Annotated in this window: 21 protein-coding genes and 2 pseudogenes; 4 read left to right on the top strand and 19 right to left on the bottom strand. The window is 65.7% G+C overall.

What is annotated here, in order from left to right; all coding sequences use genetic code 11:
- Positions 1-121: 121 nt before the first annotated feature.
- The 8 genes from ACZ45E_RS16990 to ACZ45E_RS16955 all read right to left on the bottom strand — a co-directional run bounded on the left by ACZ45E_RS16990 (position 122) and on the right by ACZ45E_RS16955 (position 5,884).
- Positions 122-1,120: a hypothetical protein gene (locus ACZ45E_RS16990; protein WP_468221584.1), complete on the bottom strand. Its 999-nt coding sequence runs from the start codon at positions 1,118-1,120 to the stop codon at positions 122-124.
- Between the two features lie 574 nt (positions 1,121-1,694).
- Positions 1,695-2,840, bottom strand: coding sequence for a protein-L-isoaspartate O-methyltransferase family protein (locus ACZ45E_RS16985; RefSeq protein WP_468221582.1), 1,146 nt, complete (start codon positions 2,838-2,840; stop codon positions 1,695-1,697).
- Between the two features lie 7 nt (positions 2,841-2,847).
- Entirely contained in the window at positions 2,848-3,039 is a 192-nt protein-coding gene (locus ACZ45E_RS16980; RefSeq protein ID WP_468221580.1) for a hypothetical protein, read from the bottom strand.
- Positions 3,040-3,158: 119 nt separating this feature from the next.
- Positions 3,159-4,013, bottom strand: a complete 855-nt coding sequence (locus ACZ45E_RS16975; protein WP_468221577.1) for a helix-turn-helix domain-containing protein — start codon at positions 4,011-4,013, stop codon at positions 3,159-3,161.
- Between the two features lie 20 nt (positions 4,014-4,033).
- The gene (locus tag ACZ45E_RS16970) at positions 4,034-4,561 is read right to left on the bottom strand and encodes a DUF6879 family protein (protein WP_468221575.1); all 528 of its coding nucleotides are present in this window, start codon (positions 4,559-4,561) and stop codon (positions 4,034-4,036) included.
- Positions 4,536-4,766: a hypothetical protein gene (locus ACZ45E_RS16965; RefSeq protein WP_468221572.1), complete on the bottom strand. Its 231-nt coding sequence runs from the start codon at positions 4,764-4,766 to the stop codon at positions 4,536-4,538. Before ACZ45E_RS16965 ends, ACZ45E_RS16970 begins: the two co-directional genes overlap by 26 nt.
- A 66-nt stretch (positions 4,767-4,832) precedes the next feature.
- Positions 4,833-5,039, bottom strand: a complete 207-nt coding sequence (locus tag ACZ45E_RS16960; protein WP_468221570.1) for a DUF397 domain-containing protein — start codon at positions 5,037-5,039, stop codon at positions 4,833-4,835.
- The gene (locus ACZ45E_RS16955; RefSeq protein ID WP_468221568.1) at positions 5,039-5,884 is read right to left on the bottom strand and encodes a helix-turn-helix domain-containing protein; all 846 of its coding nucleotides are present in this window, start codon (positions 5,882-5,884) and stop codon (positions 5,039-5,041) included. Before ACZ45E_RS16955 ends, ACZ45E_RS16960 begins: the two co-directional genes overlap by 1 nt.
- A gap of 199 nt (positions 5,885-6,083) precedes the next feature.
- Between ACZ45E_RS16955 and ACZ45E_RS16950 the strand changes: the two genes are divergently transcribed.
- On the top strand, positions 6,084-6,530 hold the full coding sequence (locus tag ACZ45E_RS16950; protein WP_468221566.1) for an ATP-binding protein: 447 nt from the start codon (positions 6,084-6,086) through the stop codon (positions 6,528-6,530).
- A 140-nt stretch (positions 6,531-6,670) separates the two neighbouring features.
- Here the strand turns inward: ACZ45E_RS16950 and cutA are convergent, their stop codons facing one another.
- Positions 6,671-6,988 (bottom strand): divalent-cation tolerance protein CutA, encoded by a 318-nt coding sequence (cutA, locus tag ACZ45E_RS16945; protein WP_468221563.1) that lies wholly within the window; start codon positions 6,986-6,988, stop codon positions 6,671-6,673.
- Between the two features lie 142 nt (positions 6,989-7,130).
- Here cutA and ACZ45E_RS16940 point away from each other — a divergent pair.
- A pseudogene (locus ACZ45E_RS16940) lies at positions 7,131-7,879 on the top strand (IS5 family transposase); the annotation flags it as partial.
- Positions 7,880-7,886: 7 nt separating this feature from the next.
- Here the strand turns inward: ACZ45E_RS16940 and ACZ45E_RS16935 are convergent.
- The 5 genes from ACZ45E_RS16935 to ACZ45E_RS16915 form a co-directional block, all read right to left on the bottom strand.
- Positions 7,887-8,984, bottom strand: coding sequence for a DNA cytosine methyltransferase (locus ACZ45E_RS16935; protein WP_468221561.1), 1,098 nt, complete (start codon positions 8,982-8,984; stop codon positions 7,887-7,889).
- A gap of 82 nt (positions 8,985-9,066) precedes the next feature.
- Complete coding sequence (locus ACZ45E_RS16930) at positions 9,067-10,029, bottom strand: DNA cytosine methyltransferase (RefSeq protein ID WP_468221559.1); 963 nt, start codon at positions 10,027-10,029, stop codon at positions 9,067-9,069.
- Positions 10,030-10,125: 96 nt separating this feature from the next.
- Positions 10,126-10,989, bottom strand: a complete 864-nt coding sequence (locus ACZ45E_RS16925) for a DUF6339 family protein (RefSeq protein WP_468221556.1) — start codon at positions 10,987-10,989, stop codon at positions 10,126-10,128.
- A 2-nt stretch (positions 10,990-10,991) separates the two neighbouring features.
- Positions 10,992-11,972 (bottom strand): hypothetical protein, encoded by a 981-nt coding sequence (locus ACZ45E_RS16920; protein WP_468221554.1) that lies wholly within the window; start codon positions 11,970-11,972, stop codon positions 10,992-10,994.
- On the bottom strand, positions 11,969-14,050 hold the full coding sequence (locus ACZ45E_RS16915; RefSeq protein WP_468221553.1) for a helix-turn-helix domain-containing protein: 2,082 nt from the start codon (positions 14,048-14,050) through the stop codon (positions 11,969-11,971). Before ACZ45E_RS16915 ends, ACZ45E_RS16920 begins: the two co-directional genes overlap by 4 nt.
- 311 nt (positions 14,051-14,361) lie before the next feature.
- Between ACZ45E_RS16915 and ACZ45E_RS16910 the strand changes: the two genes are divergently transcribed.
- The gene (locus ACZ45E_RS16910; protein ID WP_468221550.1) at positions 14,362-14,523 is read left to right on the top strand and encodes a hypothetical protein; all 162 of its coding nucleotides are present in this window, start codon (positions 14,362-14,364) and stop codon (positions 14,521-14,523) included.
- Positions 14,524-14,841: 318 nt separating this feature from the next.
- Here the strand turns inward: ACZ45E_RS16910 and ACZ45E_RS16905 are convergent.
- From ACZ45E_RS16905 to ACZ45E_RS16885, 5 genes and pseudogenes are all read right to left on the bottom strand, one after another.
- Positions 14,842-15,076: pseudogene (locus ACZ45E_RS16905) on the bottom strand (ATP-binding protein); the annotation flags it as partial.
- Positions 15,077-15,156: 80 nt separating this feature from the next.
- Positions 15,157-15,555, bottom strand: a complete 399-nt coding sequence (locus ACZ45E_RS16900; RefSeq protein WP_468221939.1) for a very short patch repair endonuclease — start codon at positions 15,553-15,555, stop codon at positions 15,157-15,159.
- Positions 15,556-15,656: 101 nt separating this feature from the next.
- Complete coding sequence (locus ACZ45E_RS16895) at positions 15,657-15,860, bottom strand: helix-turn-helix transcriptional regulator (RefSeq protein ID WP_468221548.1); 204 nt, start codon at positions 15,858-15,860, stop codon at positions 15,657-15,659.
- Positions 15,860-16,372, bottom strand: coding sequence for a Uma2 family endonuclease (locus ACZ45E_RS16890; protein WP_468221545.1), 513 nt, complete (start codon positions 16,370-16,372; stop codon positions 15,860-15,862). Before ACZ45E_RS16890 ends, ACZ45E_RS16895 begins: the two co-directional genes overlap by 1 nt.
- Positions 16,373-16,464: 92 nt before the next feature.
- Positions 16,465-17,505, bottom strand: a complete 1,041-nt coding sequence (locus ACZ45E_RS16885) for a hypothetical protein (RefSeq protein WP_468221543.1) — start codon at positions 17,503-17,505, stop codon at positions 16,465-16,467.
- Between the two features lie 161 nt (positions 17,506-17,666).
- Between ACZ45E_RS16885 and ACZ45E_RS16880 the strand changes: the two genes are divergently transcribed.
- Positions 17,667-18,521, top strand: coding sequence for a class E sortase (locus tag ACZ45E_RS16880; RefSeq protein WP_468221541.1), 855 nt, complete (start codon positions 17,667-17,669; stop codon positions 18,519-18,521).
- The last annotated feature ends 5 nt before the right edge of the window (positions 18,522-18,526 follow it).

Genomic DNA, 18,526 nt, shown 5'->3' with positions numbered 1-18,526 from the left:
TGTCGGCCGCTTGGCGCGGCCGCTTGTGGTGACACCCCTTTGACGGAGCGGCTCGGAGAGATGTGACCGGAGTGCGCTTGTGACCTGGGTCACGCGGACTGGAGCGCGCCCGTGTCCTGGGTCACGCGGGCTGGAGTGCTGCTTCGGCCCGGCACTCCTGGGACGCCGCTTCGGCCCGGCACTCCTGGAGCGCGGCTTCGACCCGGCACTCGGGGGACCGGCAGCCGCCCGTCTCCTGCCCCCAGGGCAGCGGATCGCGGCACTCCGGGCACTCGTACACCGGCCGCCAGACCCGCTTGCGCGCGGGCCGCTTCCGCGTGAGCCGGTCCTCGATGATCCGGACCGCCGAGTACATCCGGCTCGGCAGCCCATCGGTGACGGCGTCGATCACCTCGGCGGCGGACGCCCCACGCTCCAGCCACACGGAAACCTGCGGCAGCAGCTCCCGCGCCCCCCGCTCGGACACCCGCAGCCGCGCATCGACGAGCGCGAGCCGCTCAAGGATGCGGGCGCTTTCGTGTGCGTGGGGGTCACCCGGGGGCGGGGGCTCGGTGGAGGGGGCTGGGTTGGGGGTGGGTTCGGCGGGTGGGCTCGGGCGGAGCGGGTTCTGGGCGGCCAGGCTCGCGCCGGGCGGGTTCTGGGTGGCCAGGCTCGCGCCGAGCGGGGTCTGGGCGGCCGGGGTCTCCGCGGGAGGGTAGGGAGGGTTCTTCTCCCCGTGGTCATAGGGGTTGTCCTTCCCGCGAGGGAAAAACGTGCCCGGGGCCCCGGTTCCCACCCGCCCGGGAACCGGCTCGCTGGCAACGGGAGTTGCGGCTACTGGGGGCGCGGCCGAGGAAACGCCCGGAACCTCGTACACGTCAACGCTGGACACGATCCGCCGCGTACGGGGTTCCCGCTCGGTCCGAGTGACCCAATACCCCAGCTCCCGCAGCTCTTTGACGGCCTTGGCCACAGCGATCCGCCCTTGCGGGAACCCGTCGCTGAGGGTGCGGACGTTGACCTGAGCGCCGCTGGGCAACGACAGGACGTACACGAGGATGCCGCGCGCAGTATGCGACAAGCGGCGATCGCGGATGGCCTTATTGGCGAGGACGGTGAAGTCCCGCTCATGGCGAGGCATACGATGAATCTGCATGGGGAGTTGTGTCTCCTGATGCCGGACCCCCGGAGGTTGGCGCCTCGCGGGGGTCACCTGCGTATGAAGTTCTGTAGGCGGACGGTGATGCCCGCTGAACGGAGAGTGACACAGGTGAGGTGCGCCGGGCAAACTCTGGCCCAAGCTCGTAACTCTGTTGTCTGCAAACAGAGTTGCAAACCCCGCCACCGAACCACTCGCATCCACCCCACCACAGGGAGCGGCGCTGCACACCGAAGGGCCTTGCACAGTCGGCTGACCCGGTCCCCTTCCACCCCGAGAGCTCAGCCCACGAAAGCCAACCCCACCGGCCCGACGGCCGACGCCGAAACGGCGGCAGGGCACAGCAACCCACCACCGGACACGGACCACGCAATCCAGTGAAGACGCCCACCGCCCCGCACTCGACTTCGAACCACCCCAGCCACCCCACCGGCGCGAGCGCCGGACCCACAGCCCCACCGGCCGCCGCCAACGGCCACGTGCCTGGGCCAGGCACCCGCGTAGCCGCCCGAGGCACGGCCGGACTAATCACACGCCGTACGCGACTCACCTCACCTCACCGGGTCCGTCTGTAGCGCAGCACGTTCGAGGGCTCGTCGAGCCAGAGGTGATCGCCGGTGGCGTCGAAGGTCAGGCCGAATCGCCTGTAGTGCGGTTGTCCGACATGACGCCACGCGCTGTACGCGCCGGCCAGTTCGGCCCACAGGTTCCGCCTGCCGTAGACCGTCACTGCGCCAGGGAGCCACCACTGGCTGTAGTTCACGATGGTGACCGAGGTGCCGCTCTCGTCCCACAGCTGGACCTGCTTCTCCTCGCCGTCTCCTCGGTGGGAGAAGGCGATGTCGGGCACGTAGAGACCGAGGGCGAATTGTTGGGGCCACCCGTCGGCGAAGACCTCGCCGGGATCGATGACCGAAGCCGCTTTGCGACACGCGGCCGCGGGCCTGATGTGGGTGTGCGGCCGGTGGCTGCGCACCCACATGTAGCAGGCCCCGCCGACGAACTGTCCTGTTGCGACGCCGCCGTGCACGGTGAGCTTCAGGAGGCCGCCACTGGCGAACAGCGTGTTGTACGGAGCCAGGATGACCGCCTGCTCGGCCGCCTGGCCCCGCCACGCCTGGGGAATGTGCCGTAATGCCGCTGTCGCGATGATCCTGTCGTAGGGCGCGTTGGCTACCCACCCGGCCAGCCCGTCTCCGCAGTGCGTTGTGGGCGTGTAGCCGGCCTTCTCCAGATTGGCGGCCCCACGCGCGGTCATGACGGAGTCGTATTCGATCGTCGTGACGTTGTCACTGCCGACGGCCTCGCACAGCAGGGCCGAGTCGTACCCCGACGCGGTGCCGACCTGCAGAACGCGTTGTCCCGCTTCGACATCGAGCTGGTTCAGCTTCTCGAAGACGATGTCGAGAGCGGAGACGGATGACGTGAACACCCCCTTCGCGGGGCCGTGCTCCGGCAGCACAGCGTCGTCGATCTGCATGATGAGCGAACGGTGCGTGCCCCAGACCGCACACCGCCACGCATCTTCGTCGACCGCCCTGTCGACGACTCTGTGCAGGCCATCGGCGTCGGTGTCGTAGCTCCAGAACTGAGCGGGAGCGAACGCTTCCCTGTCGACAGCGTCGAAGGCCGGCCGAAGCCAAGGGGACCGGAAAGCCCCCATGACTTCGAGCTCCTTGCGGCTGATCTTCCGGTGGTCCATGGCCGCCCTACTTCGGGCGACTTCCGTCAGGACTCGGCGGCTGCGGCGGCGGGGTCCACGGCTTGTCGTCCGGCGCCCCGCCGTGCTTGCCAGACATGCTGACGACGACATCGACGGGCTTCATCCAGCGCTCCTGGGAACTCTGCGGGGGCAACGGGCTGCCGGGGCGGTCGGGGCCTGGGGCGGGAGGGGTGCTCATGGCGTCTCCGTGTGGGAGGGCTCGGACGGCGCGTCGGACGACGGCGTCCCGTCGAGCATCGACCCAGCCCATCGAGACCCTCAACGAACTTCTACGCTCTTGCACGCGTTCACCCGAGTTCACCCGAGCGCATCGATAGCAGCCGTGATCAACTTGCGGGCATCGGAGCCGTGGACGGCCAATTTCGACAGCTCGACAAAGGTGCGCTCGTACTCGGCGATCTCCCGCGGCTGGGTCAGTGTCAGGTTCGCGGAGACCAACTCGACCGACACCTGCACGTCGTCGTACATCGTGAACGACTCCGTAGGCCAAGCATTCCCACGAGCGGTCCCCATCGGAACGACACCGAGGCTCACTGACGGCAGAGCCGCGGCACCGACCAGATGCCCGAGTTGACCAGCCATGATGCCCGCATCCCCGATGACGCTGCGCAGCACCCACTCCTCGACCAGCATGGCGAACCGCCGTTGCCCGGAGCGCAGGACGTGTTGCCGGACCATCCTCGAAGCGACGGCACTTTCGATGTCGTCCGAAGCGCCGCGCAGCGCCACCACGGTCTTCAACATCTCCCGCGTGTAGTCCGGGGTCTGTAGCAACCCGGGCACCACCCACGACTGATAGACGCGAAAACGACGAGTGCGCTCGAAGAGCGGGCGCACCGATTCCTGCACGCGCCTGAGTCCTGCGTGCTCGATCCGCCGCCACTCGACATACATGCCCTCTATCCCACGGACAGTGGCGATCAGATCCTGTGTCTGCGCCTCTGCCTGACACAGACGCGTGTAGGTGCGGATGTCCTCGTCGGACGGTGGCGTCCTGCCGTTCTCGATCCGCGACGCCTTCGACTCGTGCCAGCCGGCCGCCGCTGCCAACGCACGGGCAGTGATCCCGTGGTCCTTTCGAATTTCCCGCAGACGCAGGCCGAGGGCCGCCCTCGCTTGCTGAACGCTGGAGGCGGACGACGACGGCGACACCGAAGGCTCCCCTGTTCCTGTCAGGACAGCTTGTACTCGCTGTGCGGTACCGCCCGATCCCATACCGACTCGAAGGCCGCGGAGCATGCGCCGACCACGGCGGCGTCGGTCGTACGCTCCTCATCTCCTTGCGGTGACAGCTCACCGTCGCCGCTGAAGTGAAGGAACACCACCAGCCGGTCGTCGAACACCCAGAAGTCGTTCCCCGGCAGCATGAGATCCGAGGCGTGCCGCCGTGGCAGCCACCGGACCTCCTCGCCGGCCCGCACGTTGGCATCCGTGACGTGATGCTCGAAGCGGACGTAGTCCGACTCCGGCACGGAACAGACCCGTGCCCGCCGGACCCGAACCCCGCGCCCGGTCACCTCGGCCATCAGCTTCAACCACGTACGCAGAGTCGGGTCGTTGTCCTCGGCCCGGTCGCGCTCACCGGCTCGCCAGGCCTGATAGCTCGGATCGGACTCCATGTACGTGTCCCGCATCTCCAAGTGCACGGCAGACCACTCGGCCAAGCGGAAGAGATCACTGAACGTCGGCTCCGCCGCCACCACGAACCTCCGGGAAGAAGCTGACCATGAACTTCGGAATCTCGACGACGGTCTCATGATCGGGCATGTCCAACTGCGCGAGCCGCTCCTCGTCGATGACCTTCAGCCCCTGGACCAGGTACCTGTCCTTCACGTCGTCGTAGTACACCGTCGCGGACTTACCGTCCGGGGAGTTGGGGTCCTTGCCGAGCATGTGCAGAGCCATGGATGCCTCCTGGATAGTCGTCCGGTCTCCTTGCGAAAGCTTGCGGCCTTTGCTCGTAGAGGCGCATCAGACTTCTACGAACTTGCACCAACCCGGATTGGCCGCGACGAAGTGTGACCAAGCCGCCGCGGACAACCGGACCCGCGGCCCGTCGGAACGCTTGGAGTCACGCACCAGGATTCCGTCCACCGTACGAGCGGTCTCCAAACACTCGGTTCCGCTGCCGCCGCTGTACGAGGACTTGAACCAGTGTGGCGCGTGCGGCGCGGACATCAACACTCCCTGCTTATACGGCGGATGAGCTCCCCCGAGGCCTCAGGTCCGAGGGCTTGGGCACTCAGATACTGGAACGCCAACCTATAGCGTTCGAGTTCCTTGGGCTTCTCCATGAAGAGCCCTCCGCCCAGAACGTCCACGTACACGACATCGAGCTCGGGGGCGGGGCCTCCCAGGATGACGAAGCTGCCGACGGCCGCGGCATGCGCTCCGCTCGCGAACGGCAGGACTTGTACGGTCACCTGGGGCCGATCCGCGGATTCCACGAGGTGGCCCAACTGCTCGCGCATGACGTCGCGCCCTCCGACGAGCCGACGCAGCGCGGCTTCGTCGATCACGACCCACAGATGCGGAGGGTCCGATCGCAGCAACAGCTCCTGGCGCTTCATGCGAATGTCGACCATGTGCTGTACCTCCTGCTCCGGACACCGCATCTCGGATGCGCGATGGACGGCCTCGGAGTAGGCGCGGGTTTGGAGGAGACCAGGGATGTACATAGAGGCGTAGTGATCCTCGCGGACGGCCTCGTCCTCAAGCGTGAGCATGAGGTTCATGGACTCGGGGATGGGGTCGGCCAGGGAGCGCCACCACCCTTGGATCTTTGCGCCCTTGGCGAGCTCGACCAGGGCAGCGCGTTCTTCGTCGGTCGCTCCGTACTCGCGACAGAGCGCGTCGACCACGGGCCACTTCACGCTGCCTTCCTTCGTTTCGTAACGGCTCAGGGTGGCCTTCGACGAGCCGACGCGCGCGCCCGCCTCGTCGAGGGTGAGCCCGCCGCGCTCACGCAGGCGGCGCAGCTCGGCGCCGAGTTGGCGCCGGCGGGTCGTCGGTCCGACGGTCATGTCTGAGCCTCTCTGTCGATCGCCTAGATCGTGCTGGTCAGAAGTGGGTGGGGGCAACAAGGCGTGCGCCGGGGGCGCATGAGCCGCGGTCTGCTCCTACACCCTTCTTTATGGGAGTTCCGTTTTGGAAGTTCCATCGACACGCTGAGTGATGACGATGAACCGGTCGCAGGTGCGACCGCACAGAGAGGATCCCGCCATGCTCGACGGCGACGAGAACGACGATGCCCCTTCTGCCCGGCGGGTCCTGGCCTTCGAGGCGGTGCCGCTGGAGATGCGACGACTGCGACGTGAGGCAACAAGACAGCTTGAGCGGTGGTTGATCGACGACATCGTCGAGGAAGCGCAACTCGTGGTGACAGAACTCGCGACGAACGTTCTGCACCACGTGGGAGAGGGTGCGGCCGCCACCCTGATCTTGGAGGTGAGGGGCGGCCGGCTACGTGTCGAGGTTCATGACAAGAGTCTTGCGATCCCATTGGTGACGCGGTCGGAGTGCGGCGACGAGTGCGGCCGGGGCCTGCACCTGATCGCTGCCCTCGTCGCGGAATGGGGTACTCGGCTGACACCGGTGGGCAAGGCGGTGTGGTGTGATTTCGAGCTCCAGGAGCTTCACTTCGCGCGGGAGGCGCGGTCCGCCGAGTAAGTGCCATATCAGGCGGGACGGCGGGGCCGTGGGGCGTGGACGCCCCGCGGCCCGCTCGCGGTCAGCGTTCCACGTACTGAGAGAAGAACCCGATCTCGCGGAGTGCCTGAGGTGGACGAACTCGCGGAGCGGGTGGAGGTCTAGCCGAGCGTTTTGTCAGTCCACTCGCGAAACGTCTCGGACGTCTCAACGAACTCCACCGCGTTCAACTCCGGCCAGCCCCATGGATGGTGCTCCAGAATGAACGCCTCCAGCTCCGGATACTTGTCCGCGCGAGTCTTGAACAGGACGCGGTACTCCTCTCCCGTGCCGAACTCTCCGTCATGCCAGAAGGCAGAAACAACTGGCCCGATGACCTGAGCACCGGCGGCCAGACGCGCCCTGACGACCGCCTCGACGAGCTGGACCGCCTCGTCCCGGGTGCTGGTGGCGGTAGCGACCTGGAGGTAGTTGGTCATGCGGGAACCTTAGGGGCGGCACGGGGTGCGGGGTAGAGCCCGGCATGGTGCAAGGCGGGGTGCTCACGGGCTCTACGGCTGTTTCCCAGGTGCTGTCTCGGATCTCCCGACCTGACAGTGCTGTTGGGGACAGGCTGGAGACATGGGCCGTGGAGATTTAACGAACGCGGAGTGGGACCGGCTGGAGTCGTTCCTGCCTGGGGGTGGTACGCGTGGAGGCCGGTGGAGTGATCACCGACGGGTGATCAACGGGGTGCTCTACCGAGTGCGGACGGGTGTGCAGTGGAGGGATCTGCCTGAGCGGTTCGGTCCCTGGGAGACCGCCTATAAGCGTCATCGCCGCTGGTCGGCCGACGGCACCTGGAAGATGCTGCTGTCACAGATCCAGGCCGCCAAGGACGCGGAAGGTGAGATCGACTGGGACGTGTCGGTGGACTCCACTTCAGTACGAGCCCACCAGCATGCCGCCGGCGCGAGGAAGGCCCCGCCGGCCGCGGTCCCTCAAAAAGGGGCCCGTGCGGGGACGAACCAGCCCGATCCGGTCCTGCGGAAACTGACCGTCCGACTGGAGGAGGTGGTGGCATCGGCGAATGCCTGGGACGCTCCCGCGGAGGCTTCACCACCAAGATCCATCTCGCCGCCGACGGACGATACCGCCCCCTCGCGCTCCTGCTGACTCCCGGCCACTATGCAGACGGCCCCCAACTCGAGCCCGTGTTACGGCAGATAGCCGTACCCCGCGGCGGCCGGCACACCGGATTCGACAGCGAGCACTACAAGAAAAGCAACACCGTCGAACGTGCCATCAACCGCCTGAAAGGCTTCCGCGCGGTCGCCACCCGCTACCTCGGCACCGTCACCCTCGCAGCACTCATCATCCGGCTCCGGTCCCGGCTTCTCAAGCGGGCGGCTGCCAGGAGGCAAGCTTCTCGAGGGTGGCCTCAGTGGGCATACCGAACCCCAAGGCCGTACTGAGGATATGCAGCGCGAGCTTGGGAGGCACAGCGTTGCCGATCTGCTGTGGGATGTCCCCGCCCGCCCAAGGATATGCGGCAGGGAATGACTGAAGCAGACCTGCCTCAGAGGCTGAGAAGCGCTCCAAATCGATGCCGTTCTTCACAACCCTGTTGCGAGAGATCTTCCCCGTGACCGTGGCTGCAGGGTGGTAGGAGTAGCGCTCTCCGCGGGCCTTCGGGTCACCGCCGGTGCCGTAATTGGAGACCACTTTGAAGGGGCTGGGGCGATGCGGCAGGACATCGCCCATGGTGACCCATGGCTCGGGTTTGGAGCCGGGAGGCCAGCGCTCCTCGCCTTTTCGGTACGGCTGGTGTGTGGCTTCGGGGAGCTTGACGGCTTCTTCGGAGAGCCCGGTCAGCCCATCTCTACGGCTGGCGATGAGTACGGCTCGACGTCGAGTTTGAGGGACTCCGAACTGTTCCGTGCGCAGTATCCCAGTAGTTGCCCAGTACCCCTCGTTGCGCAGGGCCTTGGCGTATTCCACCCAGACGGGAAGTACTGCTGGTACCTGTTCCAGAATGATTGCTTCGTAAGGGGAGAGTCGTTCATCGTCGATGGCTTTCAGAGCCCATCGAAGAGGCTCCAGGACCAGACCGGTCCGTTCATCTTCCATTTCTGAAAGGTCTAGATCGATATTCTGCGGAGCGTCGCGGTCAACTACTCGCTGAACGAATTTCAGTACATCGTCGAGCGCGCGCCGCCCCGCACCATTGCCCGCCACGGTGAACGTCTGGCAGGGAGGGCCGCCGGTAAGCACGTTGGCATTAGGGAAGTAAATAGGGTCCGAACTGCGAACGTCGCCGTGGACGGTCGACAGCCCCGCCAGTTTTCGAGTTGCACAGGCATTGGCGTCGAATTCGATGCCAACGGTTGAGACTCCCAGCACGTCAGCCGCCACATCGAGGCCACCAGGTCCCGCAAAGAGGTCCACGATGTGGAAATCCGCAGGTTGGGGTGAATGTTGCTGAGTGCTGGTCATGGGGAGGAAGTGTAGCCGGCGCGGCAAGGTGCTCGGCCCCTTCCGCCAACCTGCGACAGGAAGGGACCGTCGAGGGGCCTCGTCAGCTGTTCAGGGCTGCGGCGATGGCAGTTCCGAGTGCCTTGCCGACCGGAGGCGGGCATGCCGGAGCAATCTGACGGAAGCGTGCGGTCTTCTTCCCTGTGATCGTCCACTCCTGCGGGAAGGACTGCAGGATGGCTGCTTGATCAACGGTGATCCTGAGCTTGGCCAGGCCGTCACCGTTGGGCTTCCAGTCGAAGTTGGGCTCGGGGACGTCGTTCCCGAGTGACAGGCCACAGATCCCCATGCGCGCCCACGCACGCTTCGAACCGGTCTGTCCCAGGTCGGCGCCGCCGTGTTTCTTGGATCCGCCGATCAGGGTGGGCGCGGGGCTTGTGGCTTGAGCAGCCCAATCTTCGGCGCCGTGCCACCCCTTGGACGACATTGACGGCAGTAGGGCCTCACCGAGAGATGTGTGCGATGTCACCGTGGGAGCCGGAGGCAGGAAGCTGTCGAAGTAGTCCTTCCTCAGCGCCACCAGAACACCCTGCTTTCGGTCCTGGGGTACTCCGAAGTCAGCGGCATTGAGGACGAACCACTCGTACCGATACCCGAGATGGTCCAACTCCTCATGAAATACGGCTCTTACGGATTCGAAACGTGGTGATTCCACCAGGTCCGGTGAGTTCTCGACCAGGAGGGCCTTGGGGCGAACAGGGTGAACCAAGAGCGCAGTGGCTTCCAGCAGCTTTACCTCTTCGTAGAGTTCCCCCTTTTTTGCGGCCGTTGCTGCGCTTACGCGAGGAAGTCCAGCAGAAAGCAGATCGACGTCGTAGCTCTCCTTGTGCTCGTCAGGAACGAAATCGATCAAATCTTCCTCGAGGATCTTCCATTCCGGCCGGTTCTCGCGAAGGGTGTTGCACGCGTCCTTGCTGTTGTCGACCAACAGTGCCGGAGTGAAACCCGCCTGCTCCAACCCCAGAGCAAGTCCGCCGCCTCCTGAACATACGTCAACGAATCGCATTTCATCCCCCTCTTTCGTCTTCCTCGGATCAGTACTTCGCTGAATCAATAGAGGTGCTGGAATTATTTCCAGGGAACGTTTCTGCAGCCTCTTGGCTCAGTTCTTCCTGCCCCTTACGTGCGCGCCCTTGAAAAGTTCCTTGTACAGCTTCGCGAGTTCTTCGACAGATCGATACGGAACCGATCCATCCATTGGTCCTGTAGGGAGTCGTCCCGGGTCGTAGACACTGTCCAAGTGGCCACTTTCGACCCACTCCTGAAGGATGGAATGGTCCCTGGGCTGGTCCGGCCCCAATCGCTCGTACATCAACGTGCTGTCGGCAGTGGTGACCGCCCGCACCAGCCCATTGAGTTCTCGACCAGTGCGAATAGTTTCGTCCTCGAGAAGTTCCACCATGGCCTGAGCGGTGGGCCGGTGACGACAGATGTTGAGGCGAAGGGCTGTGTTGAGAACGTCCTGATTTCGGCACGCGATTTCGACAGGTCTGTAGTCTTCACCGTCACGGAATATCTCCGCTGCCCACCACAGGAGGGAGAAACTCTGCCTGTACCAGGGTCCACTGAATCGAGCAGCTTGACTGACTACCAGTCGGCCGTCCTTCTCTTTCCCCCACCGCCAACGCACGAAATCTGGGGCGACTCGCAGTGCGATGAAGTTCCACAACGCGGTGTCGACTGCCTCCGCCCTGGTGAGGCGCAGTGTGTAATGCAGGCGGGGAGCGAGCCAGGCATCGGAGGCGGAAGGTTTCTCATCACGGAAACGCGACATGGCTTCCTCGAGCAACCCCCGCAGGTCTGCGGCCTCCCATCGGGGTGATTCGTCTGCCGTCACGGTCGATCCGCGCACCAACATCTCGATTGGAAGGGGACCTCCGTCGAGCAGATTTCGAGTGACGGCCTTGTTCGCCACGGAGTCCGTGATTCGTCCGATCCTGGCGGGACATTCGAACGTCTTGGCCATTTCTACTTGTCACCCTTCTGGTTCGCCATACGACGCAGGTCCCGGAGCGTGGTCGTAACCTTTCGAGATTTGCGGGACTGGATTCCTGCTGCGTGCGCGACGAGGCGCTGGATATTCGTTCCGTCCTCGCCATTTATGCGGGCCTCGACGAGCGCCGAGAGGGCTTCGTCGGCGCCCATAGCAGGGAATACATCCGGGAGCATTTTCCGCAGAACGTCTTCCTGCCATCCGCCGGGCCATACCGGTTCGCCCTCAATGACCTCGCAGTAGTATGTGGCGGAGTTGAAAAGAGAGATCCAGGTCTCCGTGGCAATCTGCGAAGAGAGGACCTCGCGAACAAGTTTCTGTTCCTGCGTGGCGGCATTTTCGAGTACGCCTCGAAAGCCGTCCAAAGAGGAGTTGAGGCACAGGACCGGCTCTCCTCCCTCGAAATCAAGAATCCAAGGGCTTTCCTTGAATTCTTTGAGGTGGTCATTGGAGGGGTCGTCGAAGTCGAGCCACTTCATCTTGAGGGAGCGCTCTTCTGCGGGATGCCGGGTCTCGAAGTCGACTTGCCAGGGAAGTGTGGTGAATCCGATGAGTCGCCCCGGGACGCCGCCGTACTCCGCTACGATCTGAGCGTTGATCTGGCTTCGCCCTACATGCTCCAGTCGGTGGATCTCGATTTCACCGACCCAAGTGCCTGGTTCGCTCTCGCGCAGTTCGAATGCCTGATGGACTCTCGTTTTCCGGTTGGTGAGAACCGCCATGCACGAGACGCCGAGCCACGGCCCCCCCTTCAACTCACGCGCGTCGACAGTTGCGGACACGTTCAGGCGGATTTCGGCCCAGTGCTTCGTTCCGGTTTCCAGATCATCCAGAGCAACGATCTGACTGCGGTCGTTCACGCGGCTGATGGGAACCGGCTTGTTCTCCACGAAGACTTTTTCCACACGGAGGTTCACGTCGCTGCTGAGTACGGGATAGGGAAATGCAGTTCTCATGCGTCGAACTCCTTCGCGCGCCGCACGTCGACCGAGATCTGAGACATCGCCGCGTTCACCGGGTGACTTTCGGGATCGGTGACTCCGTGGAACTTGCCGCGCGTCGCCCCTTCTGCGAAGGCCAGATTCCCTTGCGACGTGAGGGAGCAGCCCTCGACCGGGGTGACGTCTTCCCACTCCACCGGGACCGCTCCCGCGGAACGGGAGAGGAACATGGGCGTAGCGGACAGGATCCAGGGATCCTCGCGTTTGGGTAGCTTCACCGTCACCGCAACTCGCCAGGCTCCTTCGTCGTCCACATCCCCTTCGATGGCCTGGATCGTCGGGTAGCCCTGAGTGCGCGACAGCCGGGGACGGTCGAAACGTAGTAGGTCTCTGAGTACTTCTGGTCCCTCGCGTTGAGGCTCTTCCTGTTCGTTGCTGCGGAGGACCTCGCGTACGCGCTGTTCCGCTTCCTTCTTGAAGTCAATGATCTTCTGGCGCGCACCTCGCTCGTACGTCGCGGTGAGGTCCTCAGTACTCACCCAGTCGTTGTGGTCCGGCGGTTCGGCCGTGCGCAACATGAACTCGGCCGCTTCGGCGTCGGGCGACTCGCGTCGTGTCGCGGTGCCGGCGAGGAGTACTGCCTGGAACGGGCGGTGCCCGAGCGGCAGGTCGCCGACACGCTTTTGCTTCACCACCATGCGGGTGGCGCGCATGTAAGAGATCTGATCGGGGTTCGCTTCCTGCTCATCGGCGAGCGCCACAAGCAGGACAGCCTCGTGAATCCCAGGATCGATCGAGCTGGACTCGTCCTTCCGGCGCTTGAGTCCGAGCGGGACCACGGTCTCCAGAACCTGCGACCGGTCGGTGAGCTCGGAGACGGTTGTGCCGTCCAGGAAGGCCTTCACGGCTCGGGAGCGCGTGGGCTCGTAGACATGTGGGTCGATCACCTGTTCGTGCTTCACGACTGTGCCGTTACGGAAGGCGCTGACGGAAGCTCGAAGCTTGGGCTTCTCGAACTCGCCACCCACCATTGAGGCCCAGAAGTTGCGCGCGAGGCTCGACACCAGACGCTCGTGCATCTCGTCGAGTTCCTCGGCTTCGCCCGAGCCGTCGTAGGCGCCGACCACCAGGAACGAAGTTCCGGGGCGTGCGTCGTCCCGTTCCAGATAGAGGCGTTCGGTCGAATCCTTGTCGCTCCACCAAGAGTTGGAGGTGTGTTGAAGCCCTGGTGCCTCCACCCCGAACCATGCGGGGCCTGCGTAGTCCACACCGGCCATCCGGTGCCAGGGAAGCTCCAGGCGTCCGGTGACACGGCGCTCGGTGCGTCCGTCCTCGGGGACCGAAAGGGTGCTGCTGACGAGCACCAGTCCGAAACGACTGGCTGCCCAGAGCGCGGCTTTCCCCAGGCCGTAGGAGCCACCTGCGGAGCCGGCCTTCCCGCTGTCCAAGGTGCGCCTGACCACACGCGCGAAACGGCCGTCCTCGTACTCAGGGCCAGTGAGTCCGGACGCGTTGTAGTCGTCCACGCGGAGCAGCACGAGTCGGCCGCTTCGCTTCAATTCATTCAGCCCGTCGAGCAGGACTCGACCGACCTTTTGCCGAGGGTCTGACGCTGCCTTCAAGTGAGGTTCCAGCCGATCCCACTGCACCGCGTCCAGGAAGTTCTGCAAGGTGGTGCCCGTGAGCTCGTGCAATATGTAGCGCACGGTAACGGGTTCGTCACCATCGCACTTCTCGTCGAGGCTGTTCTGAGTCGCCTCACGCGCCAGCACGTTCAGGCTCGGTGTGAACGCGAAGGCTGCGGTGTTGCCGCCTTCGCGGCCCCCATCCTCCGGGGCCGGCCTGAATGCCCACGACGCCTCGTGGGCCGGAGACATCGGCGCGCGCCTGTTGACTGCGTCCTCGATCTCCACGCCCAGGGCCTCGGCGATCGCTGCGATCTTTTCGTACCGAGGCTCCGACCTGCCGTTGACCCACCCGTTGACGGCGGCTGCCGTGACACCGGTCAGTTCGGCGAGCCGCTTCTGGCTCATGTTGCGCGAGGTCAGCAAGCGGCCCAACCAGGCGCTGAAGTCCTCTCCCAATTCGATCATGTCTCCGTTCGGCGCAGTTAATTGATCTTGGTCTGAGATAGTCTTCTTAAGTTGAAGCGGTCAAAATGGGGCATTCTGCAACGCCGTTCACCCTTTCCACTTGCCTTTGAGCATACTAGTCGTGGAGTCTGGTGGGGCTGTAGTCGCGCGAACTTGCCAGTACTCCCGTACTGTGGCTTCACTCAAAGCCCCTGTGCGGCTTGCGAGTTGTGGGCGGGGCTCTGTCGGCTTGTTCCCAGAACGGGGCAAGGCGGGCACGAATGGACAATTTGCCGCTGTTGCAGAAAGGTTTACCCGTGTTCGGTGGGCGCGTGAGTTACGACGTCGAGGGTGTTCGGGACGGTCACTGGTCGTTCCAGGTTGTTCACAGTCCTGAGGGGGAGGTCGTCACGTTCGACATCGGGGAGCACACGGTCTCGTTCGCGCGGCACGAGGTGCTCGTCGAGGTGGAGTCCCAGGAGCCGCCCGTGTAACTGGCGGGGTGGCCTGACGGGGGTTCTCGAGGGGGCGTTCGCTGCCCGGAATCCCTGGCGGGCTGCTCCGGTGTGACGGAGCGGTGCGACGGTACCTGTACTTCAACTTCGCCTGAATCGGGGGCGATTCGTGGTTCTGGTGTGCGGCGTCGGTTGCTTGGTCGGCGATGCTCTCGCGAGTGGTGTCCTTGTCGCGTCATGTTCTTGTCAAGCTTCTCCAGCCGCCACGCCGCGTTGCTCTTCGGCTGCGTCGCATGCTCCGGACACCCGTGCCAGAAGCGCCCGTCGAGGCGCATGGCGACCCCGGCTTTCGTGTACGCGATGTCCACCGACCGTCGTGGCATCGTCGGGATCTTCCATGTTGGCCAACTCGTCGCCGTCCCGCAGGAGGTGGATCACCACGTCCTTGGCGCCGGCGTCAATGGAGTTGTCCACGAGGTCGGCGATCGTGACCTCGAAGCCCCTGGCTGCTGAGCGCCTCCATGTACCGCGCGTCGGGCGGGAGGCGCTTGCTCCCTGCGGTGGGCACATCGAACTGCCAGTCCGTGGTCATTGCCTCGCCTCGCGGTAACTGCAATTTCGTGCGATCAATGGTGACGCTAGAGCACGATGTGGACAAGCGGGCCCAAGTCCTCATTGTTGCTTGGGTTCAGGCGTGCCGGGCCGTGTGTTGCGGGCTTCGGAGATGGCCAGGGCCACGTCCGCCGGATCCTCGTGCTCCCAGAACCGCAGCACGGTCCAGCCGTCCTGCTCCAGGTGGCGGGTAGTCTCGCGGTCGCGGGCCATGTTCTTGTCGAGCTTGGTGCGCCACCATTCGGCGTTGGCTTTCGGTTTCGTCGCGTGCTGTGGACAGCCGTGCCAGAAGCAGCCGTCCATGAAAACCGCGATCTTGGCTTTGCTGAACGCGATATCGACGGTGCGGCGTGGCATGCCGGGGACTGGGACGTTCAGGCGATAGCGCAGGCCGGCGGCGTGCAGGAGGCGTCGGACCGCCCGTTCGGGTGCGGTGTCACGCGAGCCTTGTCGACTCATGCGTGCTGAAACGGAGGCGGACGACGGGATTGGGTGGGCCACCCGTGCATTGTGCCGGACCGGCCCGCCCGGTGAAGGGTCGGCCGGAGCAGCGCTGCGTGTCAGCCGCCGACGCGCTCGAACGACACGGTCACCGTGCACTCCAGCGCCTCCGCGATCCGCTCAAGCAGCGGCAGCGTAGGGATGTCCCGTCCGTTCTCGATGCGTGAGATCGCTGCTTGGCCAGTGCCGATCAGCGCGGCCAACTGAGCTTGGGACAGGCCACGTTCGTGGCGCCATCTGCGCACGAGATCGGCTGTGCCCATCACCGAGGCGCCTCTTCGTCGTAGCGCGGCAGACCGCCTGTGTCGATCTTCCAGTCCTGCACGGTGACGGTGTCGCCGAAGGAGTAGTGCCGCTGGTTGTCGTAGGCGAGGGCCCCGGTGCGCATGGTGGGGGCCCAGTAATGAACGGCCGTGCCGTCGCGGGGGTCAACGATCAGGTAGTGCGGGATGCCCATGGCGGGGTAATCGCGGAGCTTCCCCTCGTAGTCGTTCGCCGGGGTGGAGCGTGAGACGACCTCGATGATCAGGTGGCAGTCCTGTGGGGGCATGGCGTCGGCGGCGGTTGGTTCGAAGTTCGCGTTGGCCACGGCCATGTCGGGTACTCGCAGTACGCCAAGAACCGCATCCTCAAGGTCGGTTGCGGTGTAGAGGGCGAGAGCGGGCGCCAACTGGGGCTCCAGTTGAGTACGCAGGCAGTGCGCCACACGCTGATGACGTGCCCCGGGGCTCATCGTCAGGAGGAGCTGGCCCTGACTGATCTCAGGCCGACGCACCGCCTCCGACTGGCTGCCGAAACCTTTGCGAAAGGTGTCGCGCAGTCCGAGAAGGCGGCGGTAGGTCGTCGCCTCGCCGTATGGCTTGCGAGTCAGGCCGCGCCGCCATGGCACCCCGAGTAAGCCGCCCCCGACCCGCACCAGCAAGCACCCCCCGCCTCCGGCGGCCACGTCACCGCGCGCCCCCGTGCCGCCAGTGTCGTCGCGTACTGCGGGAGCAGCGACGCGTCCTCGGGGGAGGAAGCCTCGGAGGCCGCGAAGGCCTCGTAGGAGGGGAGCGTGCCCGTGACGATGCCCAGGTTGCCCGTGCCGGACGCGGCCAGTTCGCGCAGCGAGGACTCTATCGATGCCAAGTGGGCTTCGTAGGACGGGTATTCGGAGGTCAGGGTCGGGTACGCCGCGAGGAGTTCCGCGTACTCCGTCGACGGCCAGTGCAGGACCGCCACCGGGAATGGGCGGGAGAGGGCCTCCCGGTACGAGCCGAGTTCCGCGTGGAGGCGGTCGATCTCGGCGCGGAGTTCGATCGGGTTGTTCGAGCCGAGGGCCCACAGGCGCTTCGGGTCGTGGAGTTCGTCGAGGGAGACGGCCGTGCGGTTGACGCGGTCGGCCAGGGCGTCCCACGCGTCGTGGTCCGCGCCGAGCAGCCGGCGGACGCGGTGGCGGCCCAGGACCAGCGGGTGCTTCGGGTACGCCACGTCGCCGGAGTCGCGCTCCGCTTCCGGGACGAGGAGTTCCAGGGCCTCGGTGAACGTCTCGTGCGCCGGTTCCAGCTCGTCGTGCGCTTCGAGGGACTCCGCGATGATCACCCACGGTGCCGGGGCGCGCGGGGCCGACGCGCGCAGGCCCGTGATGATCGCCTGGGCCTCGGCCTCGTGGCCGTACTCCCAGAGGTTCGCCGCCTTGAGGGCACGGATCAGGGCGGTGTCGTGTACGTCCGATGAGGCCAGCAGGGCGTCGTAATGGGCCGTGGCGCGTTCGCGGGCGTCAGCCAGTTCGTAGTGGGCCGCGGCCTGGAGGAGCAGCGCTTCCGCGTCCTCGGGGTACATGGCCGCCGTGCGTTCCAGGCGCTCGGCTTCCGCTACGTGGTCGGCGTGCTCGTTCTCGGCGGGCGTGGCAGGCGTGTCGGGGCGCATGGAGGCTACGGTACTGCCGGACGGCCCGGGTGGAAGAGCCCCCGTCGGGCGCTGTACCGACCCCCATCGAACGCGGCCCGGCGCCGGCCCCGGATGTCGTTCCGGGACATACTCACGTCGCTGCCCTGGCTAGTTGCGGCCCCGCCCTCTATCTTGCGCGCGTGCTGCAGCGTACGTACGGCAACAGCGTCGGCGACAGCGGACCCCGCGTCGTGACCCAGGGGCGGCCGTCCCGGCGGGTGTCCCCGCGGCGCCTGCTCTGGAGCGGCGCCGAGGTCGCCGTCACCTTCGGGGTCGTGCTGCTCCTGCTCGTCGTGCACCAGCTGTGGTGGACCAACCGGCAGGCCAAGGCCGAGGCCGGGCACAAGGTGCAGGCCCTGGAACGGGAGTGGGGGCGGGACACGGCACCCGCGCCCCCGGCTGCCCAGGACCCCGCGGCCTCGGACGACCCGGCCCCGGACGATCCGGCTGTCACCGGCGGAACCTCGTCCCGTGAGTCCCCGGCCGCCTCCGGAGGCACCGGGAGCGGTTCCGGAACCGGCACGCACCAGGCCGCGCCCCGCTGGGACCAGGCCTACGCCATCCTCGACGTTCCGCGGCTCGGGTTACGGGCCCCCGTCGCCCAGGGCATCAGCAAGCCGAACGTCCTCAACCACGGGTACGTCGGCCACTACCCGGGCACCGCCCAGCCCGGCCGCGCCGGGAACTTCGCGCTCGCCGGGCACCGCAACACCCACGGCGAACCCTTCCGGTACATCAACCGGCTGCGGCGCGGCGACACCCTCACCGTGCGGACGAAGGACGCCACGTACACGTACGTCGTGGACAAGAGCCTCGCCCGGACCTCCGCCGGGGACGACGCTGTCGTCGGTCCGGTGCCCAGGAGCCGGGTCGTGCCGTCCGCCGGATACCGCGAACCCGGGTACTACATCACCCTCACCACCTGCACCCCGGAATTCACGTCCAAGTACCGGCTCGTGGTCTGGGGGAAGCTCAGCCGGATGGCGCCCCGCTAGGCTCG

It is taken from the genome of Streptomyces sp. NPDC030991, assembly GCF_055571235.1.
This window is presented reverse-complemented; position numbering and strand designations above follow the sequence as displayed.